Source organism: Arthrobacter sp. EPSL27, from assembly GCF_001512305.1.
GTDB lineage: Bacteria > Actinomycetota > Actinomycetes > Actinomycetales > Micrococcaceae > Arthrobacter.
The window spans coordinates 754,402-775,032 of record NZ_LNUT01000004.1; the positions used below are offsets into that span (position 1 = coordinate 754,402).

Genomic DNA, 20,631 nt, shown 5'->3' on the forward strand with positions numbered 1-20,631 from the left:
CGCCACAGCGCCGCCCTCTTTCGTAAACTCAGTGCAGGTCATGAGTGCCAGCGACAGCCCCGGCTTGCTGGCCGGCAACCCTCCATTTGCGGCGGGGTGCCCCGGGTGAAGACCTGGCCTGCCGGTCAGCTGACGGTGGGCAAGCGCGAAGTGAGGTCTACACATGACGATTGCCGCCACCCGCCAGGGTGCTCCTGCCAGCACCGCCACATCCCTCCCCGCCTCGACGGCGCTGGACGGCACAGTCCAGTACGTCCGGATCGGCGACCTGGAGCTTGAATCCGGCGCCCGGCTGCCGGATGTCACGCTGGCCTTTGAGACGTGGGGGACCCTCAACCCGGACGCCTCCAACGCGGTCCTGATCGAACACGCCCTGACGGGGGATACCCACGTCACGCGCGGCGCCAGCGAGGAGCCGGGCTGGTGGGAGCAGCTGGCCGGCCCCGGCGCCCCCGTTGACACCGACAAGTACTTCGTCGTCTCGGTCAACATCCTGGGCGGCTGCTATGGCTCCACCGGACCGTCGACGGCGGCGCCGGACGGCCGGCCCTGGGGCTCCCGGTTCCCGCTGGTCACCCTGCGGGACACCACCGCGGCCGAGGCCAGGCTTGCGGACGCCCTCGGAATCCGCGCCTGGCATGCCGTGCTGGGCGGCTCATTGGGCGGGGCACGGGCCCTCGAATGGGCCGTCAGCTACCCGGACCGGGTCCGGCGCTGCGGCGTTTTTTCGGTCGGCGCCAGCAGCACCGCCGAACAGATCGCCTTCGCCCAGGCCCAGACCCTGGCCATCCGCCAGGACCCCAACTTCAACGGCGGGGACTACTACGGCGGGCAGCAACCGGAAGCAGGCCTGGCCCTGGCCCGGCGGATAGCGCACATCACCTACCGCTCCGCCGCGGAGCTGGACGGCCGGTTCGGCCGGAAGGCCCAGGACGCGGAGGCCCCGCTGGAAGCCGGCTCCCTCGCCGGGCGCGGGCGCTACCAGGTGGAGAGCTACCTTGACCACCAGGGCAACAAGCTGGTCCGCCGCTTCGATGCGAACAGCTACATCGCCATCACCGAAGCCTTGATGAGCCACGACGTCAGCCGCGGCCGCGGCCCCCTCACGGAGGCACTGGCACCGGCGACGGCGGACTTCCTGCTGGCCGCCGTCGACTCGGACCGGCTGTACTTTCCCGCGCAGACCCGCGCGCTCGCCGACGCGCTGCCCGGCGAGGTCCCCGTGCACACCATCGAGGCGCCGATCGGGCACGACGGCTTCCTGACCGAGATCGGCCAGCTCAGCAGCCAGCTCAGGCAACACTTCTTCGGCTAGATGTGTAGTTGCCGCGGCCGGTGCGGAGCGGCAGCTTTCCTCAGTGGACCCTGGAAGTCGGGAGTGGCCGGAAGTAGTCGGTCAAAAAACCGGACACCACACCGCCCAGAATCAGCACCAGCGCGGGCCACAGCATGATGGGGCCCACAAAGCCACGGACATCCATGCCCAGGAACGGCAGCAAAAACATGGCGGCGGCGTAGGTGATTGCCAGTACCGCTCCGACCGTCGCGACGGCGTAACCCCGCGACCGCGCTTTCTGCCTGGGAAACTGCCTGGCATACTCCTGTGAACTGCCGAACTCCTCGTTAGCAGGCGACCCGGCGGTGATTGCGTGGGCGCGAACCTCATCCAGGGCCTCCGCGATCGCATCCTCGGAGAGCCCGCGGATGCGCAGGTTGAAAGCAAGGTCCCGTTCGTAACTCATGGTTGTACCTGTCGGGTTGTTCGGAGCTCGGTGAATGCCTGGTGTCACCACCTAGCGTGGAGTACACCCTATGTGGCAGCCGCACGGCGAACGGGTTCGAGTGTGCAATTTTGCAGATGCGCTCTGCACTAATGGCCGTTGAGGCCCACGGCGGGAGCGTCCATACTCGTTGGGAATGATGCCCAGTGTTCCAAATCACAGGTATCCCATTGCCCAGAGTTCCATAGGGTGTCGACGGAGACGCCAAAGGAGTCGAAATGAGTACGCAAAACGCCGCCGCCAGGCGTCCGGAAGAGGAAGACGTCAAAGCGTCCGGCCTCAAAAAAGTAGTAACGGCCTCTATGGCCGGCACCGTGGTCGAGTGGTATGAGTTCTTCCTCTACGCCTCCGCAGCCACCCTGGTCTTCGGCAAGACCTTCTTCCCGAACTCCGGCACCGAACTGGACGGCATCATCGCCGCGTTCCTGACCTACGCCGTCGGCTTCGTTGCCCGCCCCATCGGCGGCATTGTCTTCGGCCACTTCGGCGACAAGTTCGGCCGCAAGCAGCTGCTCCAGCTCAGCATCATCCTGGTGGGCGTCTCCACCTTCCTGATGGGCTGCCTCCCCACCTTCCAGCAGATCGGCTACTGGGCTCCGGCCCTCCTGGTCTTCCTGCGCTTCGCCCAGGGCTTCGCCGTCGGCGGCGAATGGGGCGGCGCTGTGCTCCTCGTCGCCGAGCACAGCCCCAGCAAGTCCCGCGGCTTCTGGGCCAGCTGGCCGCAGTCCGCCGTTCCGCTCGGCAACCTGCTCGCCACCGCCGTGCTCTTCACCCTCTCCGCCACCCTGTCCTCCGCTGACTTCCTCAGCTGGGGCTGGCGTGTGGCCTTCTGGCTCTCCGCCGTAATCGTCCTGGTGGGCTACTACATCCGCACCAAGGTCACCGACGCCCCCATCTTCCTGGAGGCCCAGAAGGAAGTCACCGAAGAGAAGAAGGGCTACGGCGTCGCCGAAGTGTTCCGCCGCTACCCGCGTGGCGTCTTCACCGCCATGGGCCTGCGCTTCGCGGAGAACATCCTCTACTACCTCGTGGTCACGTTCTCCATCACCTACCTGAAGGTGATCGTCCAGACGGACACTTCCCGGATCCTCCTGCTGCTGCTCGTGGCACATGCCATCCACTTCGCAGTGGTTCCGATGGTCGGCCGCATGTCGGACCACTTCGGCCGCAAGCCGGTCTACATGGCCGGCGCCATCCTGGGCGGCACCTGGGGCTTCTTCGCCTTCCCGATGATGGACACCAAGAACGACTTCATCATCCTCGCCGCCATCACCATCGGCCTGCTGTTCCACGCCCTGATGTACGCCGGCCAGCCGGCCATCATGGCCGAGATGTTCCCCACCCGGATGCGCTACTCCGGTGTGTCCCTGGGCTACCAGGTCACCTCGATCGTGGCAGGCTCCATGGCTCCGATCATCGCCACGGCCCTGCTGGGCCAGTTCAAGTCCTCGACGCCGGTGGCCATCTACCTGCTCGGCGCCTGCCTGGTGACGATGGTGGCGGTGTACTTCCTCAAGGAAACCCGCGGCGTCTCCCTGCGCGACATTGATGCCGCCGATGCCCAGGGCACCGCGGACCTGCTCGCCGCCTCCAAGAAGTAGACAAGAAGAAACAAACAGCACCACCAGCAACGGCAACAGCCCGGGCGCGCACTGCGGGGCCCGGGCTGTTGCCTTTGCTCCGGCCGGTCCGGCCGGTAAAGCGCTCAGCCCGCCAGGACGGCTCAGCCTGCCAGGACGTCCTGGCGGGCGGCGATCTCGGTGCGGACCGCGGCGAGCACGGCCTGGACGGGAGCCGAGCGCAGCGACTCCGCGCGGGCCACCGCCCAGATGGGCAGCTGCCGCTGGAAGTCGTCGGGCAGCACCGGCAGGAATGCGGGATCGCCCACCACCAGGAAGTTGGGCAGCAGGCCGATACCGGCCCCGCGCCGAACGGCCTCCAGCTGGGCGAAGATGCTGGTGGCCTGGAAGCTGGACCGCGGAACGGGAAGCTGGGTGGAGCGGTGGCCCAGTTCGGCGACCTGCAGCGCCGACTCGACGTACGAGACAAAGCCGTGCTGCCGGACGTCGTCGAGCGTTTCCGGCAGCCCGTGGTCCTGCGCGTACTGCGGGCTCGCATAGAGCCGGAGGAAGTAGTTGGACAGGAAGATGGTCTGCGCGTTGCTGACGTCCAGGTTGCCCACCACCACCTCCAGGTCCACACCGGAGCGGTTCTGGCTGACCTTGCGGGTGGCGCTGAGCATTTCGACATTGAGCAGCGGGTGCTCCCGCTGCAGCCGCACGAGGGCTGGCGCGACGAAGCCCGCGCCGAAGCCGTCCGGGGTGCTGATCCGGACCAGGCCCGAGAGCGCGTCGCCGGACTGCGCGATGCTGCGGGTGAGGGCGCCGAGGGTTCCCTCGATGGCCTCCGCGGCCGCCACCGCCTCATTGCCGAGGTCGGTCAGTTCCCAGCCGTGCGGGCTCCGTTCGAGCGTCCGCCCGCCCAGCTGCCGGTCGAGGGCCAGGATCCGGCGGGAGATGGTGGTGTGGGTGGTGCCGAGGGTTTCCGCCACGGCGTTGAACCTGCCCAGCCGGGCCACCGTCAGCAGGATCAGCAGATCGTCCGGACTCGGAAGTCGCCTCAGGTCCACCGGCACTCCTCTGCAATCGGGCGTGTGCATCCATGCACATACCATCTGTGGTTTTTTGCCTTGATTGCACTGTAACAGGGTGTGATGCTGGACACTGCAAAGACGCTGGAGTACGACGCAAAGCAAAGGAGCTTATGCCATGGCAGTAATCGCTTGGATCGGACTGGGGAACATGGGCGGGTCCATGTCGGTCAATCTCGCCAAGGCCGGCCACGACGTCCGCGGCTTCGACCTCAACGCCGAGGCCGTGGCCGCTGCGGAGGCGGGCGGCGTGAAGCCCGCCGCGAGCATCGCCGACGCCGTTGACGGCGCCGACGTCGTCTTCACTATGCTCCCCAAGGGTGAGCACGCCCGCGCCGTGTACCTCGGCGAGGACGGAGTCCTGGCCCACGCGGACAAGCGCACGCTGCTGGTGGATTCCTCCACGATCGACATCGCCTCCGCCCAGGCACTGCACGACGCCGCCGCTGCCGCCGGCTTCCGCTTCGTCGACGCCCCGGTCTCCGGCGGCATGAGCGGCGCCAAAGCCGCCACCCTGACCTTCATGATCGGCGGGGAAGCCGGCGCCGTGGCCGAGGCCACCGAATACATCAAGCCGATGGCCGCCAACATCATCCCCACCGGCGGTGCCACCACCGGCCAGGCCGCGAAGATCTGCAACAACCTCATGCTCTTCATCAACCTGGCCTCCACCGCGGAAGGCGCCGTCCTGGCCGACCGGCTGGGGCTGGACAAGCAGGTCTTCTGGGACATCGCGTCCGTCTCCTCCGGGGACAGCTGGGCCCTACGCACTTGGTACCCGGTGGCCGGCGTGGTCCCCACCGCGGCCTCGAACAACGACTTCGCCCCGACCTTCACCACCGAGCTGGCCAACAAGGACATCGGACTGGCCATCAGCGCGGCCAAGGACACCGGCACCCCGCTGGAAATCGGCGAGCACGTCCAGCAGCTCTTCCAGCGCCTGATCGACTCCGGCCAGTCCGGCACCGACTGCTCCGCGATCGTCAAGCTGGTCGACGGCTCCCTCGACGCGGCCAAGTAGCCCCCTTCCTGAGAAAGAGAACTCCCATGGAACGCATTCCGCACTTCATCAACGGCGCCCTGGTCTCCGACGCCGACCGTTACGGCCCGGTGTTCAACCCGGCCACCGGCGAACAGGAGAAAGAGGTGGCCCTTGCCTCCGCCGCCCGCGTCGAGGAGGCCATCGCCGCCGCCCGCGCCGCCCTCCCCGGCTGGCGCGCCACCAGCCTCGCCAAGCGCACCAACATCTTCTTCAAGGTCCGCGAGCTGCTGCTGCAGCGCCGGCCCGAACTGGCAGCCCTGCTGACCAGCGAACATGGCAAGGTCCTCTCCGACGCCGAGGGCGAGATCACCCGCGGCCTGGAGAACATCGAATTCGCCACCGGCCTGTCCCACATGCTCAAAGGCGAGCGCTCCGAGCAGGTGGCCGGCGGCATCGACGTCCACTCCGTCCGCCAGCCCGTGGGCGTGGTTGCCTGCATCACGCCGTTCAACTTCCCGGCCATGGTGCCGCTGTGGATGATCGGCAGCGCCCTGGCCTGCGGCAACACCGTGCTGCTCAAGCCCAGCGAGAAGGACCCGTCCTCCGCCAACTTCATCGCGCAGGTGTTCGCCGAGGCCGGCCTGCCCGCCGGTGTGCTCAACGTGGTGCACGGCGACAAGGAAGCCGTGGACGTCCTGCTGGAGCACCCGCACGTCAAGGCCATCAGCTTCGTCGGTTCGACGCCGATCGCGCAGTCCATCTACAAGCGTGCCGCCGACCACGGCAAGCGCGTGCAGGCCCTCGGCGGGGCCAAGAACCACATGGTGGTCCTGCCGGACGCCGACCTGAACATGGCCGCCGACGCCGCCGTCTCGGCAGCCTACGGCTCCGCCGGGGAACGCTGCATGGCTGTCAGCGTGCTGGTGGCCGTGGGCAACATCGCCGACGACCTGGTCGAGGCCATCACCACCCGGATGGCCACGCTGAAAATCGGACCCGGCACCGACCCCGCCTCGCAGATGGGCCCGCTCATCACGGCCGAACACCGCGACAAGGTGGCCTCCTACGTCGCCGGCGCAGCCCAGGAAGGCGCCACCGTGGTGGTGGACGGCCGGGACCAGGCCTTCGACTCGAACGGCTTCTTCATCGGCGTCAGCCTGGTGGACCACGTCAAGCCCGGAATGAAGGTCTACGACGACGAGATCTTCGGCCCCGTCCTGTCGGTGGTCCGCGTCGAGACCTACGCCGACGCCGTCCAGCTGGTCAACGACAACGAGTTCGGCAACGGCGTGGCCATCTTCACCCGCGACGGCGGCGCCGCGCGGCAGTTCGAGTTCGACGTCGAGGCCGGCATGGTGGGCGTCAACGTGCCCATCCCCGTACCGGTGGGGACCTTCTCCTTCGGCGGCTGGAAGAACTCGCTCTTCGGCGACACCCACATGTACGGCCCGGAAAGCATCCGCTTCTACACCCGCGGCAAGGTGGTCACCACCCGCTGGCCGGACCCGTCCACCTCGGTGATCGACCTCGGCTTCCCCCAGGTCGACTGAGGACCCGCACGCCAAACGCAACGCGGGGTCACTCCCGGTCCATCAGCACCTGCTGGATGGGCCGGGAGTGACCCCGCGTTGTTGTGTGTGGGAGGTCAGCCCTTCATGATCTCGTCGCGCTGGGCCAAGTAGTCCTCCATGGTGATCTCGCCCCCGCTGTACTTCTGGTCCAGTTCGGCGAGCTTGCGTGCCCGGTAGCCCTGCGGGGCCGACGGCGACGGCGGCGGGGGCACCGCGGGGCCCGACGACGCCTGGCCGCCGGACTGCTGGCTGTTGAACTGCTGGCCGCCGAACTGCTGCGGCGCCTGCTGCTGGAACGGCTGGGGCTGGTTGCCGGGGTAGCCCGGGCTGTCCTCATAGGGGACAGGGGACTGGTACGGCTGGCCCGGGTACTGCTGTCCCGGGTACTGCTGGTTGGGGAAAGGCTGGTTCGGATACTGCTGGCCCGCCGGCGGGGCGGGAGGCCGCGGAGCGCCGAGCTGGCCGAAGGCCCCGAAGTAGTCCCGCTGGGTCATGCCGTCGCGCGGCTGCTTGTTCTGCGGGCCCGGGTAGGGGCCGGCGCCGTAGCCGGGCTGGTCGCCGGGGAACTGGCCGCCCTGGCCCGGGAAGCCGCCCGGCATGCCCTGGTTCTGGTCCCGCCCGCGCACCGACCTCTTGTAGTAGCGCATCGCCATCGGGATCAGGAATGACAGGATGATGATCCAAAAGAACAAACTGTTCACGGTACCGCGCCTCTCAGGAAGTGTCTTTCCAGCTTAACGCCCACCTCCTGCGCTGCGTGCCCGGTGCCGCGGGCCCGGTGCGGGCACGGGGCAGCGCTCAGGAACGCACCGGTTCCTCGGAGGCCGGCGGTCCCTCGCCCGAGCCGAGTGGCATGCCCGGGCCAAAGACCGGCCCGGGAAGGGGCCGCTTGGCCGTCACGCCGTCGCCGGAGGACCGGTGCCGGATCCGGCGGACCACCCACGGCACAAAGTGCTCGCGGGCCCAGACCAGATCGCCGGAGCGCGCCTGCCGCCAGCTTTGCTGCGGCAGGGGCTTGGGGGAGAGGGGCTCCAGGGTGTGCTCGACGTTCAGCGAATCCAGCACCATGGCCGCAATGGTGTGGTGGCCCAGGGGCGAGAAGTGCAGGCGGTCGGCGTCCCACATCTGGGGATCGTTGAGCTGCCGCAGGGACCACATGTCCGCGATGATGGCGTCGTGCCGGGCCGCGACGGTACGGAGGTTCTCGTTGTAGATGGCCACTTTGCTGCGCACTCGGCCCAGCACCGAGGACCCGGTGTCCGGGCCGTTGAACAGGACCACCGTGGCGCCGGCCAGGCTGAGGATCTGCACCACCGAGTCCAGCTTCTCCGCCAGGGCATCCGGGTCCCCGCCGGGACGGATCAGGTCGTTCCCGCCGGCGGACAGCGTCACAAGGTCCGGACGGAGGGAGAGGCAGTGTGCCAGCTGCTGGTCCACGATCTGCTGCAGGAGCCGGCCCCGCACGGCCAGGTTGGCATAGGCAAAGCCCTCGTGGCCGCGGCTGAGTTCCTCGGCCACCCGGTCCGCCCAGCCCCGGTGTCCGCCGGGACTTGCCGGCTCGGGGTCGCCGATGCCTTCCGTGAAGGAGTCTCCCATGGCCACATAGCGGGTCCAGGGGTGGGGGACGGTGTTCTCCGGAAAATTCTCTACGGCTTCGGTTTCGCTCACCTTCATATCGTGCCCTGTTCCCGCAAAGCTACGCCACCGTAGGTTGTTACCTCCGGGTAACTGTAAGAATGGTGCAATGACTTCCGCCGCTGCCTTCCCCGCCCCCGTTGTTCTGTGGTCCAAGCCCGAGGAGGAGCGTGCCGGCAAGCCGCTCCTGGTATTCCTGCACGGCTACGGCGCCAACGAAGAGGACCTGCTCAGCCTGGCAGAGCTGCTGCCGCAGGAATTCGCGGTGGCCTCGCTGCGCGCCCCGATGGTGTCCGGCGCCGGGTTCACCTGGTTCCCCCTGACCGCGTCCATCGACTACTCCCTCGACGCGGTCAAGGACGCCGCCGCGTACGTGGAGGGCTGGCTGGACACGGTCCGGCCGAACCACCCGTCCGTGACGCTGCTGGGCTTTTCGATGGGGATGGCGCTGGCAACCACGCTGCTGCGGCGCCGGCCCGCGGACTATGCCGCCGTCGTCGGGCTCTCGGGTTTCGCCGTCGACGCCGGCGGTGACCCCACTTTCCGCGACAGCGAACTGGACGGGACGGTCCCGCTGTTCTGGGGACGCGACCAGCAGGACCCGGTCATCACACCGGACAAGATCGAGTTCACCATGGGCTGGGTGCGCAAGCACGTGAAGCTCACCAAGGTGCTTTACACGGGCATGTGGCACGGGATTAACCAGCAGGAGATCGGGCACGTCTCCGAGTTCCTCACCCACGTGGTGCTGCCCAAATAACGGCCCGACGCCGGGCACCAACTGCCCGGCGTCGCGCTCCGGATTTAGGCGCTGCTCTAAGCCCCGGCGGGGGTGCTGATCCGCACGGTCTGTCCGTTCACGGTCACAGTGTCGCCGTGGCGGAGCTGGCGGCCGCGCCGCTCGTCAATCTCGCCGTTGACCTTGACCAGCCCGGCCTTGATCAGCTCAGCCGCTTCGACGCCGTCCTCCACCAGGCTGGCGAGCTTCAGCAACTGGCCGAGCCGGATCATGTCGTCGCGGATAGGGATGTCTTCAATTTCCGGGTTGCTCATACAAGCAATAATGCCTGACGTAAGGGAACAGCTATGACGCACACACCCCGGCTTCCGTTCATCGCCGGGCTGCCCCTCGCGGTCGCGGCGGGGCTGCTGATGCCTGTCCAAGGCAGGATCAACGGTGCCCTCGGGGCGGCGCTCGCGGACGGGATCGCCGCCGCCGTGGTGAGTTTCACCACGGGCCTGGCGGTGATGGTCGCTGTGTCGCTCGCGCTGCCGAAGGGCCGGGCGGGGCTGGCCCGGATCCTGCCTGCGGTCCGGGAGCGCAGGTTCCCGCGCTACTACCTCCTGGCCGGCTGCATCGGCGGGTTCTTCGTCTTCACGCAGTCCTTCACCGTGGGCCTGCTGGGCGTCGCCCTCTTTACGGTGGCGACCGTCACCGGGCAGACCCTGAGCGGCCTGTTCGTGGACCGGATGGGTATCGGCCCCGGCGGCAAGAGGTCCATCACCGGCATCCGGGTGCTGGGCAGCGTCCTGACCGTCGCCGCCGTCGCCTGGGCTGTCTCGCCGCGCTTCTCCGGCGCCGGCCCGGGCCCGGGGGAGCTGTTGGTTCCTGTGCTCCTCCCCGTGCTGGCCGGGTTCCTGATGAGTTTCCAGCAGGCCATGAACGGCACCGCCGCCGTGCACTACGGCACGCCCATTGCCGCCACCTTGATGAACTTCATCACCGGGGCCCTCCTGCTGTGGGCAGGCTGGCTCGTCAAGGTGGCTGTCGCGGGACCGGGCAACCCGCTGCCGGGCGAATGGTGGTACTACCTTGGCGGCCCGATGGGGTGCGTCTTCATCGGCGTGGGCGCCCTGCTGGTGCGCAGCCTCGGTGTGCTGGTGACGGGACTCGGCATGATCGCCGGGCAACTGCTGGGTTCCCTCGGACTGGACCTCGCCTTTCCGGCGCCCGGCACCGTGGTGGCGTTGCCCACAGTACTGGGGACCCTGCTGACCCTCGCCGCGATCGTGCTGGCCAGCCTGCCCTGGCCCAAGGGTGCCCTGAAGCGGTGACCGGACCCGGATGACCGGAACCGTATAACCAGACCAGGCAGCCGGGCCCGGGCGGCTGCCGCCCGCCGGAACCCGGCGGGCCGGTAGGCTAGGAGGCGCAGCTTCCTGCGCCGCCATCACTGTGTCCGCCCCTCGGGCCGCGTGTTTGAGTGTGTGCTGTTTTAGGGATAAGTTGTGCGTTTTTGTAGTGCCCCGTCCGGCAACCAGCCGGGGTTCCGGGGCTGAGACCGCGGACCGCACCCAGCGGCCCTGTAGAAAGTGGAGTTCCCATGGCAGCAAAATCCGTACTCGACCAGATCATCTCCCTCGCCAAACGACGGGGATTCGTCTTCCAGGCCGGTGAAATCTACGGTGGCTCCCGCTCTGCCTGGGACTACGGGCCCCTCGGTGCCGAGCTGAAGGAAAACATCAAACGCCAGTGGTGGCAGTCCGTGGTCCGCGGCCGCGAAGACGTCGTCGGCCTGGATTCCTCCGTCATCCTGCCCCGCCAGGTCTGGGAAGCGTCCGGCCACGTCGAGGTCTTCTCCGACCCGCTGGTGGAATGCCTGTCCTGCCACAAGCGCTACCGCGCGGACCACCTCGAGGAAGAATACGAGGAGAAGAAGGGCCGCCCCGCCGAGAACGGGCTCAAGGACATCGCCTGCGCCAACTGCGGCACCCGCGGCGAATGGACCGAACCCCAGGAGTTCTCCGGCCTGCTCAAGACCTACCTCGGCCCGGTGGCCAGCGAAGAGGGCCTGCACTACCTGCGCCCCGAAACGGCCCAGGGCATCTTCGTGAACTTCAACAACGTGCTCACCACCTCCCGCCGGAAGCCGCCGTTCGGCATCGGCCAGATCGGCAAGTCCTTCCGCAACGAGATCACGCCGGGCAACTTCATTTTCCGCACCCGCGAGTTCGAACAGATGGAAATGGAATTCTTCGTCGAGCCCGGCACCGACGAGCAGTGGCACCAGTACTGGATGAAGGAACGCATGGCCTGGTACACGGGCCTCGGCATCCGGGAAGAGAACCTGCGCTTCTTCGAACACCCGCTGGAGAAGCTCAGCCACTACTCCAAGGGCACCACGGACATCGAATACCGCTTCGGCTTCCAGGGCTCCGAATGGGGCGAGCTCGAGGGCATCGCCAACCGGACCGACTTCGACCTTTCCACGCACTCCAAGGCGTCCGGCCAGGACCTGAGCTACTTCAACCAGGCCACCAACGAGCGCTACACCCCGTACGTGATCGAGCCCGCCGCCGGCCTCACCCGCTCCTTCATGGCGTTTATGATCGACGCCTACACCGAGGACGAGGCACCCAACGCCAAGGGCGGCGTGGACGTCCGCACGGTCCTCAAGCTCGATCCGCGCCTCGCCCCGGTCAAGGCCGCCGTGCTGCCGCTGAGCCGCAACGAGGACCTGTCCCCGAAGGCCAAGGACCTCGCCGCCCAGCTGCGCAAGAGCTGGAACATCGAATTCGACGACGCCGGCGCGATCGGCCGCCGCTACCGCCGCCAGGACGAGATCGGCACCCCGTTCTGCATCACCGTGGACTTCGAAACCCTGGACGACCAGGCCGTCACCATCCGCGAACGCGACACCATGAGCCAGGAACGCGTCTCCCTGGACAAGGTGGAGGGCTACCTGGCCGCACGGCTGATCGGCGCCTGAGAATGGCCATCGCATACCGCGAATGGCGCGACGGCGACGACCTCGCGCTGCTGGAAGTGTGGGGCGGGCCGGAAACCGAGCAGGCCCGGCAGTTCCGCGGCACCCTGGCACCGTCGGGCAACGCGCCCTGGCGCCGCTGCATCGTGGCTGAGGACGTCATCGACGGCGTCGCCATCCCCGTCGCGGCCGGCGTGGTCCACGAGGCCTCGCTGCATCCGGAACGCCTCTGGGTGTACGTCGAGGTGGCCCGCGACCACCGCCGCACCGGCATCGGCTCCACGCTGCTGGCCATGCTCCGGCACGAGGCCGCGCAGTCGCCGTCGGGAGTGTCCCGGCTCCGGACCAAGGTCGAACCGGGCACGCCCGGCGCCGCCTTCGCCGAGGCCGCCGGCCTCGCCCCGATCCAGCGTTCCCGGCTGGTGGTCGTGGAGCCCGGCGCGCTCAAGTTGCCGGTCTTCGGCGACGGCTCGGAGGCGGCCGCCTCCGAGCAGGTGGAGGACCTTGCCACCGGGTCGGTGGAGCTCAGCGACGTCGTGGGCCGGTACTACACGGCCGTGCACGGCTGGGACAGCCCCGGCGACCTCAGCATCGCCACCGTGCAGCGGTTGTTCCTGGATGATCTCAGCGGCGCCCACGGCGCGATTGTGCTGCGCGCCCCCAAGGCCAGTGCCTTCGGGGCGGGGGTTCCCGCCAGCAAAAAGGGCCGGCTGCAGGCGTTCGCGGTCAGCTACGCCCAGGGCGGGCCTGGCCTGGGCGGCCCCGACGCCGCCTCGGGCAACGGCCACGCGGACACGGCCGGTGAACCCTCCGATGTGTTCCTTGGCCACGAGCCGGAACTGTCCGCGGAGGACGCCCAGGCCGCGGTCCGGGACCTGCTGGCGCTGATTGCGTACCAGTACCCGGTGCTGCTGGAACTGGACGATTCGATGACTGCCCTGCGCGCCGTCGTCGAGCCGTTGCTGGAAAGCGGCAAGGCACGCCTGGCCGGAGCGGAAACCCTGGTGGTCTCCGACCCTGCATAGCCCCTTAAACGGCTGGCCCGCACCCTGCACGGCGAGGATTCCTCGCACTGCCGGGTGCGGGCCGGTTTTCGTTGGCCCTGCTACGGTTTCGCCCTTACTTCGGCATCACCGGCGGAACGAAGTCGAACGTCTCGCCCAGCAGCCAGACGAGCATCAGCACCACCGGAAGGTGGAACACGAACTGCAGGAAGGTGAAGCCCACCAGGTCACGCGCCCGGAGCCGCAGCACCGCCAGCAGCGGCAGCATAAAGAACGGGTTGATGAGGTTCGGCAGGGCCTCGGCGATGTTGTAGATCTGCACCGTCCAGCCGAGGTTCATCTGCACATCCGTGGCGGACTGCATCACGTACGGCGCCTCGACGAGCCACTTGCCCCCGCCCGACGGCACAAACAGGCCCAGGAGGGCCGTGTACAGCGCAATCACGACGGCGAACCCGCCGCCGCTGCCGATCTCCGAGAAGAACTCGGCCATGTGCGAGGACAGCGTCATTCCGCCGTGGCCGGTGGCCTTGGTCAGGATGGCCGCCATCGCGGCGTAGAGGGGGAACTGGACCAGGATGCCGGCGGTTGCCGGCACGGCTTTGGTGACGGCCTGCAGGAAGTTCCGCGGGGTGCCGTGGAGCACCAGGCCGAGGATCAGGAACACCAGCAGGTAGCCGTTGAGGCTGCTCACCACGGTCAGGAACGGTTTGGTGAGGAACTGCGAGACCAGCCAGCCGAGCGTCAGGATGCCGGCCAGGAGGGGCAGGATCCTGCTGTACTCGAGCCATTCACCCGGGCGCGAGCGCGGCTCCGGTTCGCTGGGTTCGTCGTCAAGGTCGACGCCGAGGTCCGCAGCGGTGCGGATGGCTCCGCCCTGGGGCGCTGAGAAGTGCGCGATCACGGTGGTGAGCACCACCAGGATGGCGAGGGTGAGCAGCGACTGCCAGGTAAAGATGGTGGCGCCGAAGTCCAGGATGCCGGTGATTTTCAGCAGGGCGGGCGGCAGCGAGGCCGCGGTGGCCTGCAGCTGCGCTGCCGAGGAGGACAAGCCGAGCGCCCACACGGCCCCGAGGCCCATGAAGGCCGCGGCGCCGAGCGCGCGGTAGTCCACGGTCAGGTCCTTGCGGCGGGCGATGGCGCGGGCCAGGAGGCCGCCGAAGATGAGGCTGAGCCCCCAGTTGAGGAAGGACACCGACATCGACATCAGCGCCACGAAGCTGACGGCGGTGCGTGCCGTGGCCGGAACCAGGGCCAGCCGGTTGATCAGCCTGGCGACGGGCGGGGAGGTGGCTACGACGTAGCCGGTCAGCACCACCATGGCCATCTGCAGGGTGAATGCGGTCAGGTCCCAGAAGCCGTTGCCGAAGGAATCGGCGATCGACTGGGGCGAGGCGCCAATGGCCAGCGCGGCGAGGGCGATGATAATGACGCCGGCCAGGGCGAAGATGTAGGCATCGGGGAACCATTTCTCCGTCCACGCCGCCATCCGTTGGGCTATTCGGGCGAGACCGCGTTCTTCGCCGATTCCGCTTTGCGTCAGGACTGTGTTTGCCACAGAGGAGTACCTCTTCATTGAGTGCGATTTTGTACCCCATGGAGCTTAGTCAAGACGATGGCGGTAACCGGGTTTATCGGCGCCGGCCTCCTGCGCGCCGCGGGCCCTCGGCCTCGTCCAGGCGCTGCCGCTCCTCGTCGGTGGGTGCTCCGCCGCCCAGGTCCGCTGGCATCCACCATGCGCCCGGGGCCGCTTCCAGCGGGAAGTCCGCGATGCAGGTGTCGATTCCGGCCTGGAGGGCTGCGCGCAGCGCCTCCGTGGCCGCTTGGGCATCCTGGGACGGGGCCGTGATGCCCGGTCCCAGGGTCACCGGCCCGCCCACATGGATCCGCACCGGGGCGCGCCAGGCCCGGGCGGGGGAGAACCCGCGGCTGCGGGTCATCAGCCGGTGGGCGCCCCAGACGGACACCGGAATGACGGGCACACCGGCCTCCGCCGCCATCCGCACGGCGCCGGTCTTGCACTCGCGCACACGGAAGCTGCGGCTGACGCCGGCCTCGGGCAGGATCGCGACGTACTCGCCCGCGCGGAGCCGGTCGACGGCGGCGGCGTAGGCGTCGGCACCGCTCCCGTAGCCCACCACCACGTGGCCGGCCGCACTGACGGCGGGCCCGGCAAGCCAGTGGTCGGCCGCGGCCTGGGTGACGAGGAAGCGCAGCTGGGCCCTGGAGTGCCGCCACAGCAGCAGTTCGGCGAAGGCGAAGTCGAGGTAGCCGAAGTGTGTGATCGCAACCAGGGCGCCCCGGCCCGGCACCACGTGGCGGGACGGGCCGGGCGCGGCCGTGCCGGCCGGTGCTCCGGGCGGCTCCGGTGGCGGGAGGTGCTCCTGCCCGGTCACGATGACCCGGATCCGGAACAGCCGGACCAAGGCCAACCCGGTGCGGACAATGACGCGGTAGAAGCGGTCGCTGGGCCGGGGGAGCCAGGGCATGTCAGCGCCCGCCCCGCCGGCGAGGCGGCAGCGGCAGGAAACCCGAGGTGGCTTCCACGTACTCCTTGTACCCGGGACGGGAGGACATCGCCTTCTCAGTCAGCGGCTTGCCGGACTTGCCGGCGAGCAGCCAGATCATCAGCGCGGGGGAGAGGATGGTCAGCACGCCCGGCCAGGAATCGGCAGCCACCAGAAAAATCCCGGCCCAGACGGCGGCGTCGCCGAAGTAGTTCGGATGCCGCGTATACCGCCAGAGCCCGGTGTTGAGCACCGTCCCGCGCCGCGACGGATCGGCCTTGAACTGTGCCAGCTGCCAGTCGCCCACCGTTTCGAAGACAAAACCGACGCCCCACAGCAGCACGCCCAGCCAGGCCAGCCAGCCCAGGGTTCCGGTGCTGAACATCCCCACCTGCACGGTCAGGGAGACGAAGAACAGGATCACGCCCTGCGGCAGGTACACCTTGCGCAGCGCGTAGGTGTTCCGGGAGCCGGGTGCGGAGGAGAGCATGTCCGCGTACCGCGGGTCCTCGTGGGCGCCGCGGGCGCGCAGACCGATGTGCACAGCGAGGCGCACGCCCCACACGGCCACGAGTGCCAGCAGCAGCAGGCGGCGGCCGCCGTCGCCGTGCCCGGCCGAAAGGAACCAGGAGATGGCAGCCGCCACCACGAAGCCGAGCCCCCAGACGGTGTCCATCACCGAGTGGCGGCGCTGGCGGACGCCGACGACGAACGTGACGGCCAGCAGGGCCGCGATCCCGGCCGCAACCCAGGGCAGGCTGGCCAGGAACGGCCCCAGGGGGAAGTCGCTGAGGGGGAGGCCCGGCATCACAGCACCGCCGGCATCACAGCACCACCGGCATCACAGCACCACCGGCAGGCGGACTCCGGACGCGGGCAGGAGGCTGCGGAACGCGTCGGCGTCGCCGTCGACATTCCGGCCTGAACTGGCGGCGAAGGCGTCAAGGATGAAACCGTTCGCGAGGGAGTTCCACAGACCCACCCGCCGGAACATAAAGTGCCCGGCCCCCTTGAGGGCGACGTAGTCCACGGACTCCGCGACGCCGTCGGCCCGGCGTGCGTAGGCGAGCGAATTCGCGGGGCTGGTCCAGCGGTCCTCGGTGCCGTGGACGATCAGGATCCGGCGGCCGGCCACGCGTCCGGCGGGGGTTGAGCTGTCCAGCCAGGGGGCGAGGGCGGCGACGGCTTCGACCTGGGGGTGGTCAGCGACGCACAGCGCGGTGAGGCCGCCCATGGAGTGGCCGAGGAGGTAAACGGGGACGCCGGGGTGTTCGCGGCTGATGTGGGACAGTGCCCAGCGGGCATCCTCGACAGGGGACATGTCCTTTCCGTTCCAGCCCCGGTACCGGTTCCGGAGGGTCCAGACGGCCAGCCCGTCGCTGCCGCCCCCGCGCTGGAGGGCCCGGGCGAAGGGGATCATCCGGGCGGGGCTGAGGTGCGTCCCGCGGACGGCGTCGTAACTGTTCGCGCGGCCGCCGTGCAGCACCAGCGCCACGCCGCGGGTTTCCCCGGCAGCTCCGGCAATGCTCAGGACAGCCCTGGCCGCCGGCCCGGGGACCCCCTGCGCAGGTTCGCGGTCGTCGATCTTGCGTATGGCCACGCTGTATCCTCCACGTCTCGTCCGTCATTTCCAACCATAGGGCGCGCAGCGCGCCCTCAGAACATTCGGAGCGGTGCCTCCGGGAGATTGGCAGGGATCCCTGCGGGTGCTGCCCCGGCGGGCGGGATGCTCTTGACGGTGCGGGGACGCAGGAGTAGGCCTGTGCTCGTAAACCTCCGGACGTCTCGCCGGCTGGGAGCACAGTTCACCGTCCGGGTCGGAACTCACGACGAAATCGACGGTAAAGAAAATGAACGGAACATCTTTGGACAGCCTGCGCGAGCAAGTCCGCGGGCCGGTCATCACGCCTTCAGACGCAGGCTACGATGCGGCGCGTGCGGTCTTCAACGGCATGATCGACAAGCGCCCGGCCGCGGTGGTGCAGGTATCCCAGGTGGCTGACGTGATCGCGTGCGTCAACTTCGCCCGGGACAACTCCCTCGATCTGGCGGTCCGCGGGGGAGGGCACAGCGCCCCGGGCTTTGGCACCTGGGACGACGCGCTGGTCATCGACTTCTCCCAGACCACCGGGGTGCGCATCGATCCCGCGGCGGCCACGGCGCGTGCCGAGGCCGGGGCCACCTGGGCCGACTTCAACCACGCCACCCACGCCTTTGGCCTCGCAACTCCCGGCGGCATTGTCGGCTCGACCGGCATCGCCGGCCTGACCCTCGGGGGCGGCATCGGCTACCTGAGCCGCAAGTACGGGCTCAGCTGCGACAACCTCGTCTCGGCCGACGTCGTCACGGCCGACGGGAAGTTCCTGACCGCCAGCGAAAACCAGCACCCCGACCTGTTCTGGGCGCTGCGCGGCGGCGGCGGGAACTTCGGCGTCGTGACCTCGTTCGAGTACCGGCTGCACCCCGTGGACATGGTCCATGCCGGCATCATCATCTACCCCATCGAGCACGCGCAGACGGTGGCTGCGTTCTACCGGGACCACATGGCCTCCGCACCGGAAGAGTTTGGCGCGTTCCTGGGCTTCCACCAGGGCCCGCCGGTGCCGTTCCTGCCGGAAGAGTGGCATGGCAAGCCGGTGTGCGTCGTCGTCGGGATGTGGACCGGCGACCCGGCGGAAGGTCCGGCCCGCTGGCAACCCTTCCTGGACGCCGCGCCGGCGGCCGGATCCATGGTGGGGCCGATGCCGTACCCCGCGCTGAACTCGGCCTTCGACCCGCTCCAGCCCCCCGGCATGCAGGCCTACTGGAAAGCGGATTACCTGGCGGAGCTCAATGACGGCGCCATCGCGGCGCACATCGAGCACGGCAGCAGGGTCCCCAGCGTGCAGACCGCGGTCCACATCTATCCCATCGATGGCGCCGTCCAGCGGGTGGGCGCCACGGACACGGCGTTTGCCAACAGGGACGTCAGGTTCTCCCCGGTGATCGCGGGCCAGTGGATGGACCCGGCGGAAAACGAGGCCAACATCGCCTGGGTGCGGGACTACGCGGCCGCCCTGCGGCCCTATTCGGCTCCCGGCGGGTACATCAACTTCATGGACAACGACGACCTGCCCCGGATCGCGGAAAACTACGGGCCCAACTACAACCGCCTGCGGGAGATCAAAGCCGCCTACGATCCGCAGAACCTCTTCCACGTCAACCAGAACATCACCCCGGCGTAGTCCGCCAGGGTCCCGGCGCGTCATCAGCAGGGGGCTCCCCGGCACGCCACGCGTCCGGACGGCCCCGCGGAACCCAGTAAAGTCTTCGGCATGAGGTTGAACTGCTGATGGGCGCCGGACATTCACACACCCTTCCGGGGCACGCGGATCTGACGCCCCGGGCGCTCGCCGCGCGCAAGAAAGCCAACCTCATCCTGGCCGCCATCCTGATCCCTCTGACGCTGCTGACACTCGTGGCGATGGCCCTGTTGTGGCCCTCAGGCAGCAAGGAGGGGATCACCCTGGCCAGCCCCTACGCGGCCGCGCCGGGTGTCACGTTCGATACCGGCAAGATCCAGCGTGTGGTCACCGGCCCCTGCATGGACGCCCTCCAGGAGGGCGGGGCAGAAGCGGGAGCCGCGCCGCAGCCGGGCTCCGAGTGCACCTTTGCGTTCACGGACCCGGACAAGGGCGGCAACCCCGTCAAAGTGGTGATCAACCCCGACGTCGCCAAGTCCCACGGCGTGAAGCCCGGCGACAACATCCGCTACCTGAACCTCTCCAAGGTCCAGGGCGCCGAAGCCCAGGGCACCCCCGCCTACGTCTTCGTCGACTTCGTCCGGACCCTGCCCATCATCTTCCTGGCCGTCCTGTACGCCGTGGTGGTGATCGCCGTCGCCCGCTGGCGCGGACTGCGGGCGCTGATCGGGCTGGTCGGCGCCTACGGCGTGCTGGTCTCGTTTATGCTGCCGGGGCTGGTGGAGGGCAAGCCGCCGCTGCTGCTGGCGCTGGTGGGGTCCACGGTGATCATGATCGGGGTGCTCTACTTCGCCCACGGCTTCTCCGCCCGGACCTCGACGGCGCTGCTGGGCACCATGTTCGGCCTGGCGATCACCGCGCTCCTGGCCGCCTGGGCCACCGACGCCGCCAACCTCGCCGGCGTCGGCAGCCACGACTCGGCGACCCTCGCCAACATCTCCGACAACATCTCCATCTCCGGCATCATCCTGTGCGGGCTCATCATCTCCGGGCTGGGCGTCCTCAACGACGTCACCATCACCCAGTCCTCGGCCGTGTGGGAACTCTGGGAACTGGCCCCGGAAACATCCGCCCGCCAGCTGTTTGCCTCCGCCATGCGGATCGGGCGGGACCACATCGCCTCCACGGTTTACACCATCGCATTCGCGTACGCCGGCGCGGCGCTGCCCGTGCTGATCCTCGTGATGCTCTACGAACGGCCGCTCGGGGATGCCCTCACCAGCGCCGAGCTGTCCGAGGAAGTGATCCGTACCCTGGTGGGTTCGGTGGGCCTGGTCCTGGCCATTCCGGTCACCACCCTGATCGCGGTCCTCGTGGTAAAGGCGACCGGAATCAAAGCCCGCGGCAGCGCGGCCGGCGGGGACCGGAGCGCCGTGCTCCAGCCCGCCTTTGCAGGCCCGGCCCGTTCTGCAGCGGACGACGGCGGCCGGCAGCCGGAGGGCGGCGGCGCCGGGTTCGATCCCTCCGAACCTGAGCCCGGACCCGCGCCGGCAGGGCGCCGCGGGCGCCGTGCCGCGGCGCGGGACTGACGCCGGATTTTCCACATATCCGG

19 protein-coding genes and 1 riboswitch are annotated in these 20,631 nt (G+C 68.7%); of the genes, 10 read left to right on the plus strand and 9 right to left on the minus strand.

The annotated features are described in order from the left end of the window. The first annotated feature begins 36 nt into the window (after positions 1-36). Positions 37-152, plus strand: a riboswitch (SAM riboswitch). Positions 153-163: 11 nt separating this feature from the next. Then, on the plus strand, positions 164-1,315 hold the full coding sequence (metX, locus tag AR539_RS08015) for a homoserine O-acetyltransferase MetX (protein WP_066434559.1): 1,152 nt from the start codon (positions 164-166) through the stop codon (positions 1,313-1,315). 40 nt (positions 1,316-1,355) lie between these two features. On the opposite strand, the gene AR539_RS08020 is transcribed toward metX, so the two are convergent. Continuing rightward, entirely contained in the window at positions 1,356-1,742 is a 387-nt protein-coding gene (locus AR539_RS08020) for a hypothetical protein (RefSeq protein WP_066434561.1), read from the minus strand. Between the two features lie 257 nt (positions 1,743-1,999). Here AR539_RS08020 and AR539_RS08025 point away from each other — a divergent pair, with 257 nt between their 5' ends. Then, entirely contained in the window at positions 2,000-3,382 is a 1,383-nt protein-coding gene (locus AR539_RS08025) for an MFS transporter (protein WP_066434564.1), read from the plus strand. Positions 3,383-3,504: 122 nt separating this feature from the next. Here AR539_RS08025 and AR539_RS08030 read toward each other — a convergent pair whose 3' ends face one another. Beyond that, entirely contained in the window at positions 3,505-4,404 is a 900-nt protein-coding gene (locus AR539_RS08030) for a LysR family transcriptional regulator (protein ID WP_082699324.1), read from the minus strand. 145 nt (positions 4,405-4,549) lie between these two features. Here AR539_RS08030 and mmsB point away from each other — a divergent pair, with 145 nt between their 5' ends. Further along, on the plus strand, positions 4,550-5,452 hold the full coding sequence (gene mmsB, locus AR539_RS08035; protein ID WP_066434575.1) for a 3-hydroxyisobutyrate dehydrogenase: 903 nt from the start codon (positions 4,550-4,552) through the stop codon (positions 5,450-5,452). A 26-nt stretch (positions 5,453-5,478) separates the two neighbouring features. After that, entirely contained in the window at positions 5,479-6,963 is a 1,485-nt protein-coding gene (locus AR539_RS08040; RefSeq protein WP_066434577.1) for a CoA-acylating methylmalonate-semialdehyde dehydrogenase, read from the plus strand. A 95-nt stretch (positions 6,964-7,058) separates the two neighbouring features. Here AR539_RS08040 and AR539_RS08045 read toward each other — a convergent pair whose 3' ends face one another. Further along, positions 7,059-7,685 (minus strand): hypothetical protein, encoded by a 627-nt coding sequence (locus AR539_RS08045; protein WP_066434579.1) that lies wholly within the window; start codon positions 7,683-7,685, stop codon positions 7,059-7,061. A 97-nt stretch (positions 7,686-7,782) separates the two neighbouring features. After that, positions 7,783-8,658 carry an SGNH/GDSL hydrolase family protein gene (locus AR539_RS08050; RefSeq protein WP_066434582.1) on the minus strand — a complete coding sequence of 292 codons (876 nt, stop codon included), beginning with the start codon at positions 8,656-8,658 and terminating at the stop codon, positions 7,783-7,785. Positions 8,659-8,728: 70 nt separating this feature from the next. Between AR539_RS08050 and AR539_RS08055 the strand changes: the two genes are divergently transcribed. Then, positions 8,729-9,379 carry an alpha/beta hydrolase gene (locus tag AR539_RS08055; protein ID WP_066434587.1) on the plus strand — a complete coding sequence of 217 codons (651 nt, stop codon included), beginning with the start codon at positions 8,729-8,731 and terminating at the stop codon, positions 9,377-9,379. 56 nt (positions 9,380-9,435) lie between these two features. On the opposite strand, the gene AR539_RS08060 is transcribed toward AR539_RS08055, so the two are convergent. Beyond that, entirely contained in the window at positions 9,436-9,672 is a 237-nt protein-coding gene (locus tag AR539_RS08060; RefSeq protein WP_066434591.1) for an RNA-binding S4 domain-containing protein, read from the minus strand. 33 nt (positions 9,673-9,705) lie between these two features. Between AR539_RS08060 and AR539_RS08065 the strand changes: the two genes are divergently transcribed. From AR539_RS08065 to AR539_RS08075, 3 genes are all read left to right on the plus strand, one after another. Beyond that, on the plus strand, positions 9,706-10,674 hold the full coding sequence (locus AR539_RS08065) for a DMT family transporter (RefSeq protein ID WP_066434595.1): 969 nt from the start codon (positions 9,706-9,708) through the stop codon (positions 10,672-10,674). Positions 10,675-10,943: 269 nt separating this feature from the next. Next, positions 10,944-12,329 (plus strand): glycine--tRNA ligase, encoded by a 1,386-nt coding sequence (locus AR539_RS08070; RefSeq protein WP_066434597.1) that lies wholly within the window; start codon positions 10,944-10,946, stop codon positions 12,327-12,329. 2 nt (positions 12,330-12,331) lie between these two features. Then, positions 12,332-13,351, plus strand: coding sequence for a GNAT family N-acetyltransferase (locus tag AR539_RS08075; RefSeq protein ID WP_066434599.1), 1,020 nt, complete (start codon positions 12,332-12,334; stop codon positions 13,349-13,351). A gap of 94 nt (positions 13,352-13,445) precedes the next feature. Here AR539_RS08075 and AR539_RS08080 read toward each other — a convergent pair whose 3' ends face one another. The 4 genes from AR539_RS08080 to AR539_RS08095 form a co-directional block, all read right to left on the minus strand. Continuing rightward, positions 13,446-14,888 (minus strand): short-chain fatty acid transporter, encoded by a 1,443-nt coding sequence (locus tag AR539_RS08080; protein ID WP_231728540.1) that lies wholly within the window; start codon positions 14,886-14,888, stop codon positions 13,446-13,448. Positions 14,889-14,961: 73 nt separating this feature from the next. Continuing rightward, positions 14,962-15,819 carry a lysophospholipid acyltransferase family protein gene (locus tag AR539_RS08085; protein WP_066434603.1) on the minus strand — a complete coding sequence of 286 codons (858 nt, stop codon included), beginning with the start codon at positions 15,817-15,819 and terminating at the stop codon, positions 14,962-14,964. Position 15,820: 1 nt separating this feature from the next. Continuing rightward, positions 15,821-16,645: a DUF1295 domain-containing protein gene (locus AR539_RS08090; RefSeq protein ID WP_066434605.1), complete on the minus strand. Its 825-nt coding sequence runs from the start codon at positions 16,643-16,645 to the stop codon at positions 15,821-15,823. Positions 16,646-16,678: 33 nt separating this feature from the next. Continuing rightward, positions 16,679-17,431: an alpha/beta hydrolase gene (locus AR539_RS08095; protein ID WP_066436321.1), complete on the minus strand. Its 753-nt coding sequence runs from the start codon at positions 17,429-17,431 to the stop codon at positions 16,679-16,681. 256 nt (positions 17,432-17,687) lie between these two features. On the opposite strand from AR539_RS08095, the gene AR539_RS08100 reads away from it, so the two are divergent. Both AR539_RS08100 and AR539_RS08105 read left to right on the plus strand, forming a co-directional pair. Then, positions 17,688-19,061, plus strand: a complete 1,374-nt coding sequence (locus AR539_RS08100; RefSeq protein WP_066434607.1) for an FAD-binding oxidoreductase — start codon at positions 17,688-17,690, stop codon at positions 19,059-19,061. Between the two features lie 107 nt (positions 19,062-19,168). After that, entirely contained in the window at positions 19,169-20,608 is a 1,440-nt protein-coding gene (locus tag AR539_RS08105; protein WP_066434610.1) for a YibE/F family protein, read from the plus strand. Positions 20,609-20,631: the final 23 nt, after the last annotated feature.

Bases quoted from the DNA above. Each gene is read 5' to 3' on its own strand.
- metX (WP_066434559.1), top strand. From the start codon at position 164: ATGACGATTGCCGCCACCCGCCAGGGTGCTCCTGCCAGCACCGCCACA.
- AR539_RS08020 (WP_066434561.1), bottom strand. From the start codon at position 1,742: ATGAGTTACGAACGGGACCTTGCTTTCAACCTGCGCATCCGCGGGCTC.
- AR539_RS08025 (WP_066434564.1), top strand. From the start codon at position 2,000: ATGAGTACGCAAAACGCCGCCGCCAGGCGTCCGGAAGAGGAAGACGTC.
- mmsB (WP_066434575.1), top strand. From the start codon at position 4,550: ATGGCAGTAATCGCTTGGATCGGACTGGGGAACATGGGCGGGTCCATG.
- AR539_RS08040 (WP_066434577.1), top strand. From the start codon at position 5,479: ATGGAACGCATTCCGCACTTCATCAACGGCGCCCTGGTCTCCGACGCC.
- AR539_RS08050 (WP_066434582.1), bottom strand. From the start codon at position 8,658: ATGAAGGTGAGCGAAACCGAAGCCGTAGAGAATTTTCCGGAGAACACC.
- AR539_RS08055 (WP_066434587.1), top strand. From the start codon at position 8,729: ATGACTTCCGCCGCTGCCTTCCCCGCCCCCGTTGTTCTGTGGTCCAAG.
- AR539_RS08060 (WP_066434591.1), bottom strand. From the start codon at position 9,672: ATGAGCAACCCGGAAATTGAAGACATCCCTATCCGCGACGACATGATC.
- AR539_RS08065 (WP_066434595.1), top strand. From the start codon at position 9,706: ATGACGCACACACCCCGGCTTCCGTTCATCGCCGGGCTGCCCCTCGCG.
- AR539_RS08070 (WP_066434597.1), top strand. From the start codon at position 10,944: ATGGCAGCAAAATCCGTACTCGACCAGATCATCTCCCTCGCCAAACGA.
- AR539_RS08075 (WP_066434599.1), top strand. From the start codon at position 12,332: ATGGCCATCGCATACCGCGAATGGCGCGACGGCGACGACCTCGCGCTG.
- AR539_RS08085 (WP_066434603.1), bottom strand. From the start codon at position 15,819: ATGCCCTGGCTCCCCCGGCCCAGCGACCGCTTCTACCGCGTCATTGTC.
- AR539_RS08090 (WP_066434605.1), bottom strand. From the start codon at position 16,645: ATGCCGGGCCTCCCCCTCAGCGACTTCCCCCTGGGGCCGTTCCTGGCC.
- AR539_RS08100 (WP_066434607.1), top strand. From the start codon at position 17,688: ATGAACGGAACATCTTTGGACAGCCTGCGCGAGCAAGTCCGCGGGCCG.
- AR539_RS08105 (WP_066434610.1), top strand. From the start codon at position 19,169: ATGGGCGCCGGACATTCACACACCCTTCCGGGGCACGCGGATCTGACG.